We start from the raw sequence: 7,500 nt of genomic DNA, 5'->3' as shown, positions 1-7,500 counted from the left end.
GTTAACATTTTCATCTTTCAATGTCAACTAAGTTTTTCATTTCGTTTGTCGCTTTCGACGTTAATGTCATCGGCGACTTGTTCTATATTACACCTCTAAAGTATAATCGTCAACACCTTTTTATAAAGAACTTCAATTTAATATTTTTATGCTCTTTTAACTAAATACGTCTCTATAGGATTTCATTATCGGAGTACACCTTCTGCTTCTCTTTAATTTGTTTTTCCAAATATATTCGAGTTAATTTGAACTCTAGACTTAACTTGTGTGGACGTTTTCCTCCAACAAAACTAGCAACCTTATTTTAACAAATACTAGTATATAATTAGAGAGTTGTTGTACTATCAATAAAACTCTATTAGAAGCAGGTGAAGATATGAAAGATATACGTATCCTTATAGCAGACGACGATAAAGAAATCCGAAATTTATTAAAAATATATTTAGAACGAGAATTATACATGGTAGACACTGCAATCAACGGCGAAGAAGCCTTACATTTATTTAATCAAAATAACTATAACCTCGTTATATTAGATCTTATGATGCCCAAAATAGATGGAATCGAGGTATGTAAAAAACTTAGAGATAAAACTAACATACCTATATTAATGCTCACCGCTAAAGATCACGAAGTTGATAAAATTTTAGGTTTAAGCATTGGTGCTGATGATTATATTACGAAACCTTTCAGCATTCACGAAGTAATTGCACGAGTAAAAGCTCTTATGCGGCGTTTTTTAGTTCTCGGAAGTAACAATACTGCTCAAGAAAAAACAACTTTATCTTTTAAAGGACTAACTATCAATTTAAATACATACACAGTTCATACAAACAAAGAAGAAATTAGCTTAACCGGAAAAGAACTGGAACTGTTAAAATTCTTTACTTCAAACCCAGGGCAAGTATTTACAAAAACACAGCTCTTCCGAAATGTGTGGGACGATAATTATATAGAAGATGACAATACCGTTATGGTACATATTCGAAAACTCAGAAAGAAAATAGAAATTGACCCTTCCAATCCAAAATTCATTCAGACTATATGGGGAATTGGTTATAAGTTTGTAGGTGAAAAGCTTGAAGACTGATATAACCCTCTTCCTGATTTCATTACAACTTATCATTTGCGGGATTTTAAACATACAAATGGATCCAAAAATAAAAATGTCTTTATTTATTATCCTTATCTTAATTACAATTTATCTCTTCTTTTCAAGAATACAATTCATTCAACATCGCAAAGCAATGGATACTAAATTAAGTCGTGTACTAAAAGGAAACTTACAAACGAGATTATTCACAAGCAATGACCACTCATTACATAATATCGTTTTTTCAATAAACGAGCTAATAGGTAAATTAGAGCAGGTTCAAATTGAAGCCAAAAGATCCGAGGAATCCAGAAAACAACTTTTGTCTAGTATCTCCCACGATATACGAACACCACTCACCTCCATTATCGGATATATAGATGCTTTGAAAGACGGAGTTGCTGCTTCTGAAATAGAAAAACAAGAATATCTTAAAATACTCTATATGAAATCAAATAACTTAAAGCACCTAGTTGATGAAATATTCAATATGGCGAAGCTAGACGCTAATGAATTTCCACTAAAAGAAGAAGAACTCGACTTTTCTGAAGTTACTAGAGAAGTTTTGATTGAATTTTTACCTGAGCTCTCAAAACATAACATCGAACTGCAAATTCTCATACCAGAATCTACTTGTCCTATCATCGCAGATCATCTAAGCATTATGCGGATTATCGGTAATTTAATGAAAAATGCAATTTATTACGGAAAGGATGGGAAAACAATAGGAGTCGAATTGCTAGAAGCTGATGCAGAATACGAACTTCATATTTGGGATCAAGGCCCTGGTATTCCAAAACATGATTTACAAAACGTATTTGAGCGAATGTACCGAAGCGAACAATCAAGAAACTCTTCATTTGGTGGTAGCGGTCTCGGGCTTTCTATTTCCAAAGCGCTTGTTGAGAAAAACGGTGGACATATATGGGTTGAAAGTACTCCATGGAAACGAACTACTTTTGGCTTTTCTATTCCAAAGCACAATACTTTTAAGAAATAGTTAAGAAATGATTAATATGCAGTTAAGCCTTCCTTTTTATGATGTAAGTAAGAACTTATAGAAAGCAGGTGTCTCCTATAAATACAATTATAAAAACGACTAACCTTACTAAAGTATATGGCAATCAAAAATCAGTAGATAATTTAAATATTAATGTTCAACAAGGGGAGATTTATGGCTTCATAGGCCGCAACGGTGCTGGTAAAACAACAACCATTCGTATGCTACTTAGTCTTATAAAGCCTACAAGTGGAACGATTGAAATATTCGGAGAGAACTTATTCCAAAATCAAAAAGATATTTTAAGCAGAATTGGTTCTATAGTTGAAGTTCCAGGATTTTATGAAAACTTAACTGCAAAAGAAAACCTATTAATTAATGCAAAGATAATTGGGGTTCACAAAAAGAATGCTATCGAAGAAGCATTAGAAATAGTAGGCTTGCAGCATGAGACAAAAAAGTTAGTAGGAAAGTATTCTTTAGGAATGAAGCAACGCTTAGGAATTGCACGTGCTCTTCTCCATTATCCTGAGCTACTCATATTAGATGAACCAACTAACGGACTAGACCCTATTGGTATTAAAGAAATGCGAAAACTTATTCATTCTTTAGCTCAAGAAAGAAATATAACAATACTCATTTCTAGTCACATATTAGCCGAGGTAGAACAGTTAGTCGATCGTATCGGAATTATTCATGAAGGAAAGTTACTAGAAGAAGTTTCTCTTGATACGCTGCGCAAGGCAAACCGTAAGTACATAGAGTTTCAAGTGAATAATGACGATAAAGCTGTGATGTTATTAGAAAATCATCTTCAAATTTTTGATTATGAAGTACATGATGAAGGAAATATTCGTATTTACTCTCATTTTGGACAACAAGGATACATAAACAGAACGTTTGTTCTTAATGATATTGAAGTATTAAAAATGATGATAAGCGAAGATAGACTAGAAGATTATTTCACCAAACTAGTTGGAGGTGGAACAATTGGTTAATCTACTCTATACAGAACTCTTAAAGCTAAAACGCTCTAATATGTTTTTAATTAGCATTATTGGTGCTGGTGTCGCACCTTTCTTAGTTGTAGTAGCCTCTTATATACATATAAAAACAAAACAGCCAACTCCAACTATTTGGTTCCATCAATTATTCACTGACGTTAACTTATATACTACTTTAGTTATAGGATTCCCCTTATATGGAGTAGTGGTTGCTTATTTGCTTACCCGCGAATATACAGAAGATACACTGAAAAATTTACTAACTATCCCCGTGTCGCGCATTAGCTTTATTATAAGTAAATTCATCATTCTCTTTCTTTGGATTATGATGCTAACTTTAGTCGCTTGGGCACTTACTTTAATATTAGGGCTATTGGGGAACTTCCCTGGTTTTAACATTTCTTTACTTTTAGGTTCTTTCCTAGAATTTTTAATATGTGGTGGACTTCTCTTTCTATTGTCTTCACCTATTGTGCTACTAACTCTTGTAATGAAGAGCTATGTACCACCCATTATATTAACAGTCATTATTACAATGACTAATCTTATGCTCGTAAACTCCAAGCATAAAGATTTATTTCCGTGGACCGCTACTCTAGATATCGCAAATAACGAATTACAACCGACATATCCACCAGAGTATTCTTATATCATCATTGCAGTAACGACAATTTCCGGATTTATTGCAACACTATTCTATTTTAAAAAAGTAGACATTCATTAATGTATAGGAGTGAAACTATGAGCGATATCATTATTGCCTTCATACTCGGTATTGTAGAAGGATTAGCTGAATTTTTACCTATATCTTCTACTGGCCACCTTATATTAGTCGGGCATTTATTAGGCTTTGAGGGAGAAAGAGCAAAAACGTTTGAAATTGTTATTCAGCTAGGCGCAATTTTAGCTATTGCAATTTTATATCATAAACGTCTCGTTTCTTTATGTAATATTAAACCTCTTATACAGAAAGAAAAAAAATTCAACGCGTTCCATGTATTTCTTGGCGTATTTCCGGCAGTGGTTGCTGGTTTGCTACTACATGATATTATTAAAACATACTTATTCCAGCCATACACTGTTGTGATTGGACTTGTAGCAGGGGCAATTCTTATGATCTTTGCAGAAGTAAAAAAGAAAGAGGCAGCAGCCTATTCACTGGACGATTTAACATACCGCCAAGCTTTAACAATCGGATTATTTCAGTGCTTAGCGGTATACCCTGGCTTCTCTAGAGCTGGCTCTACTATCTCTGGAGGTCTATTAGCAAAAGTAAATTATAAGACTGCATCTGAATTCTCTTTTCTAATAGCTCTTCCTGTAATGATTGGGGCGACAGGCTTAGACTTACTAAAAAGTTGGAAGTATTTAAGTGTCGATGACATCCCTATGTTTGCGGTAGGATTCATTACCTCTTTTATAGTAGCGATGCTAGCGGTAGTAACTTTTCTAAAACTTTTAGAGAAGATAGGTTTAAAACCTTTTGCATACTATCGTATTTTGTTGGCTATCTTATTTACGCTTTTCGTATTGCTATAGATTCATATAAGTCACATATTATTAAACTGATATTCAATTTAGAATATCGGTTTTTTTATCTATTTTAACTCTAGTATTACTCACTTCAATATGGCATAGTGATAATAAACTACCATTCATAATCTGAACGTTCTTTAAGTAACTATATCCTTTATCATAAAATGCAATTAGAAATTTAAAGATCCCATATATGTACAGAACATATTTACAAATTATATTCACTCCACATAGTATCTTTTTAATTTGCAACACACTAATACAAATTAAAAATGAGTACAAAGGCATAACAAATAAGTAAATTTCCTAGGAATTATAAAGAGACTAAATATTAATTAGAGTGAGGTGACGATAAAAATGAATCAATTAGCACAGACATATTGGGATACTTATTGGAGAAACAACAAAAAACCAGAATCTGTTACAGCTTGGCAATTTGGGGATGCCCCTAATTATCTTGCACAACTAGTAATTGACGGTATTAAAACAGCTACATGCTCCGGTCACATTTTTTATGAATTAGAACATGAATCGCTACCGACTACTAATGATTATAGTATTATACTCAATAGTAATGATGAACCTGTAGCTATTATTAAGACAATAGAAGTAACTGTAACACCAATGAATGAAGTAAGCGAAGAATTCGCTATCGCTGAAGGCGAAGGAGATCGTACTTATAATTACTGGAGAGACACCCATGTTCGTTTTTTTACAAAGGAACTAAATGAGCTTGGTCTTAATTTCTCTGAAGATATGTTACTCGTCTGTGAGCGTTTTGAACTTGTTGATGTGAACAATAAAGTGAAATTTTAATAAACTGAGATTTACCAGCCATTCTTATTTTTATAAAACACAAAAAAGACGAGTCATTCTGACTCGTCTTAAAGTTGCTTGGCGACGTCCTACTCTCACAGGGACAAGGTCCCAACTACCATCGGCGCTAGAGAGCTTAACTTCCGTGTTCGGTATGGGAACGGGTGTGACCTCTCTGCCATCATCACCAAACTATGAAGGCATATTCCTTCAAAACTAGATAACATTTGCTACATATTATATGGTTAAGTCCTCGATCTATTAGTATTCGTCAGCTCCACATGTCACCATGCTTCCACCTCGAACCTATCAACCTGATCATCTTTCAGGGATCTTACTAGCTTACGCTATGGGAAATCTCATCTTGAGGGGGGCTTCATGCTTAGATGCTTTCAGCACTTATCCCTTCCGCACATAGCTACCCAGCTATGCCCTTGGCAGAACAACTGGTACACCAGCGGTGCGTCCATCCCGGTCCTCTCGTACTAAGGACAGCTCCTCTCAAATTTCCTACGCCCACGACGGATAGGGACCGAACTGTCTCACGACGTTCTGAACCCAGCTCGCGTACCGCTTTAATGGGCGAACAGCCCAACCCTTGGGACCGACTACAGCCCCAGGATGCGATGAGCCGACATCGAGGTGCCAAACCTCCCCGTCGATGTGGACTCTTGGGGGAGATAAGCCTGTTATCCCCGGGGTAGCTTTTATCCGTTGAGCGATGGCCCTTCCATGCGGAACCACCGGATCACTAAGCCCGACTTTCGTCCCTGCTCGACTTGTAGGTCTCGCAGTCAAGCTCCCTTATGCCTTTGCACTCTACGAATGATTTCCAACCATTCTGAGGGAACCTTTGGGCGCCTCCGTTACACTTTAGGAGGCGACCGCCCCAGTCAAACTGCCCACCTGACACTGTCTCCCGGGTCGATAAGACCCGTAGGTTAGAATTTCAATACAGTCAGGGCGGTATCCCACCAGCGCCTCCACCGAAGCTAGCGCTCCGGTTTCAATGGCTCCCGCCTATCCTGTACAAACTGTACCAAAATTCAATATCAGGCTACAGTAAAGCTCCACGGGGTCTTTCCGTCCTGTCGCGGGTAACCTGCATCTTCACAGGTACTATAATTTCACCGAGTCTCTGGTTGAGACAGTGCCCAAATCGTTACACCTTTCGTGCGGGTCGGAACTTACCCGACAAGGAATTTCGCTACCTTAGGACCGTTATAGTTACGGCCGCCGTTTACTGGGGCTTCAGTTCAGAGCTTCGCTTACGCTAACCCCTCTCCTTAACCTTCCAGCACCGGGCAGGTGTCACCCCCTATACTTCGCCTTACGGCTTCGCAGAGAGCTGTGTTTTTGCTAAACAGTCGCTTGGGCCTATTCACTGCGGCTTTCCGTTAAGAAAGCACCCCTTCTCCCGAAGTTACGGGGTCATTTTGCCGAGTTCCTTAACCAGAGTTCTCTCGCACACCTTAGGATTCTCTCCTCGCCTACCTGTGTCGGTTTGCGGTACAGGCACCTTTTATCTCGCTAGAAGCTTTTCTTGGCAGCGGGGAATCAAAGACTTCGCTCCATAAGGAGCTTCCCCATCACAGCTCAGCCTTCACGATAAGCGGATTTGCCTACTTATCAGCCTAACTGCTTGGACGTGCACAACCAATCGCACGCTTCTTCTATCCTTCTGCGTCCCTCCATTGCTCAAACGATAAAGAGGTGGTACAGGAATATCAACCTGTTGTCCATCGCCTACGCCTGTCGGCCTCGGCTTAGGTCCTGACTAACCCTGAGCGGACGAGCCTTCCTCAGGAAACCTTAGGCATTCGGTGGACGGGATTCTCACCCGTCTTTCGCTACTCATACCGGCATTCTCACTTCTAAGCACTCCACCAGTCCTTACGGTCTGACTTCACTGTCCTTAGAACGCTCCCCTACCACTGATACCATTGGTATCAATCCGCAGCTTCGGTGGTGTATTTAGCCCCGGTACATTTTCGGCGCAGAGTCACTCGACTAGTGAGCTATTACGCACTCTTTAAATGGTGGCTGCTTCT

The 7,500-nt window shown here is 38.1% G+C and carries 6 protein-coding genes and 2 rRNA genes (1 of these 8 cut by a window edge); 6 read left to right on the top strand and 2 right to left on the bottom strand.

Going from position 1 to position 7,500, the window contains the following annotated elements:
- Positions 1-376 precede the first annotated feature (376 nt).
- From DN399_RS01615 to DN399_RS01585, 6 genes are all read left to right on the top strand, one after another.
- Positions 377-1,090, top strand: a complete 714-nt coding sequence (locus tag DN399_RS01615; protein ID WP_000651995.1) for a response regulator transcription factor — start codon at positions 377-379, stop codon at positions 1,088-1,090.
- Positions 1,080-2,093, top strand: coding sequence for a sensor histidine kinase (locus tag DN399_RS01610; RefSeq protein ID WP_048534905.1), 1,014 nt, complete (start codon positions 1,080-1,082; stop codon positions 2,091-2,093). Before DN399_RS01615 ends, DN399_RS01610 begins: the two co-directional genes overlap by 11 nt.
- Positions 2,094-2,161: 68 nt before the next feature.
- Positions 2,162-3,091 (top strand): ABC transporter ATP-binding protein, encoded by a 930-nt coding sequence (locus tag DN399_RS01605; RefSeq protein WP_000074581.1) that lies wholly within the window; start codon positions 2,162-2,164, stop codon positions 3,089-3,091.
- Positions 3,084-3,821, top strand: coding sequence for an ABC transporter permease (locus DN399_RS01600; RefSeq protein ID WP_000247719.1), 738 nt, complete (start codon positions 3,084-3,086; stop codon positions 3,819-3,821). Before DN399_RS01605 ends, DN399_RS01600 begins: the two co-directional genes overlap by 8 nt.
- A 17-nt stretch (positions 3,822-3,838) precedes the next feature.
- On the top strand, positions 3,839-4,636 hold the full coding sequence (gene uppP / locus DN399_RS01595; RefSeq protein ID WP_001279957.1) for an undecaprenyl-diphosphate phosphatase UppP: 798 nt from the start codon (positions 3,839-3,841) through the stop codon (positions 4,634-4,636).
- Positions 4,637-4,990: 354 nt separating this feature from the next.
- Complete coding sequence (locus DN399_RS01585) at positions 4,991-5,449, top strand: ASCH domain-containing protein (RefSeq protein WP_016124221.1); 459 nt, start codon at positions 4,991-4,993, stop codon at positions 5,447-5,449.
- A 76-nt stretch (positions 5,450-5,525) separates the two neighbouring features.
- Here DN399_RS01585 and rrf read toward each other — a convergent pair.
- Positions 5,526-5,641, bottom strand: a 5S ribosomal RNA gene (rrf, locus tag DN399_RS01580).
- A 49-nt stretch (positions 5,642-5,690) separates the two neighbouring features.
- Positions 5,691-7,500, bottom strand: a 23S ribosomal RNA gene (locus DN399_RS01575) (it continues 1,112 nt past the right edge of the window).

The sequence above is a fragment of the Bacillus sp. AR4-2 genome (genome assembly GCF_008274865.1).
GTDB lineage: Bacteria > Bacillota > Bacilli > Bacillales > Bacillaceae_G > Bacillus_A > Bacillus_A cereus.
The sequence above is the reverse complement of the archived record's forward strand: the minus strand, read 5'-3'. Positions and strand labels throughout refer to the sequence as shown.

Excerpts from the sequence above, each read along its gene's own strand:
- DN399_RS01585 (WP_016124221.1), top strand. The coding sequence starts at position 4,991 with ATGAATCAATTAGCACAGACATATTGGGATACTTATTGGAGAAACAAC.
- DN399_RS01615 (WP_000651995.1), top strand. The coding sequence starts at position 377 with ATGAAAGATATACGTATCCTTATAGCAGACGACGATAAAGAAATCCGA.
- uppP (WP_001279957.1), top strand. The coding sequence starts at position 3,839 with ATGAGCGATATCATTATTGCCTTCATACTCGGTATTGTAGAAGGATTA.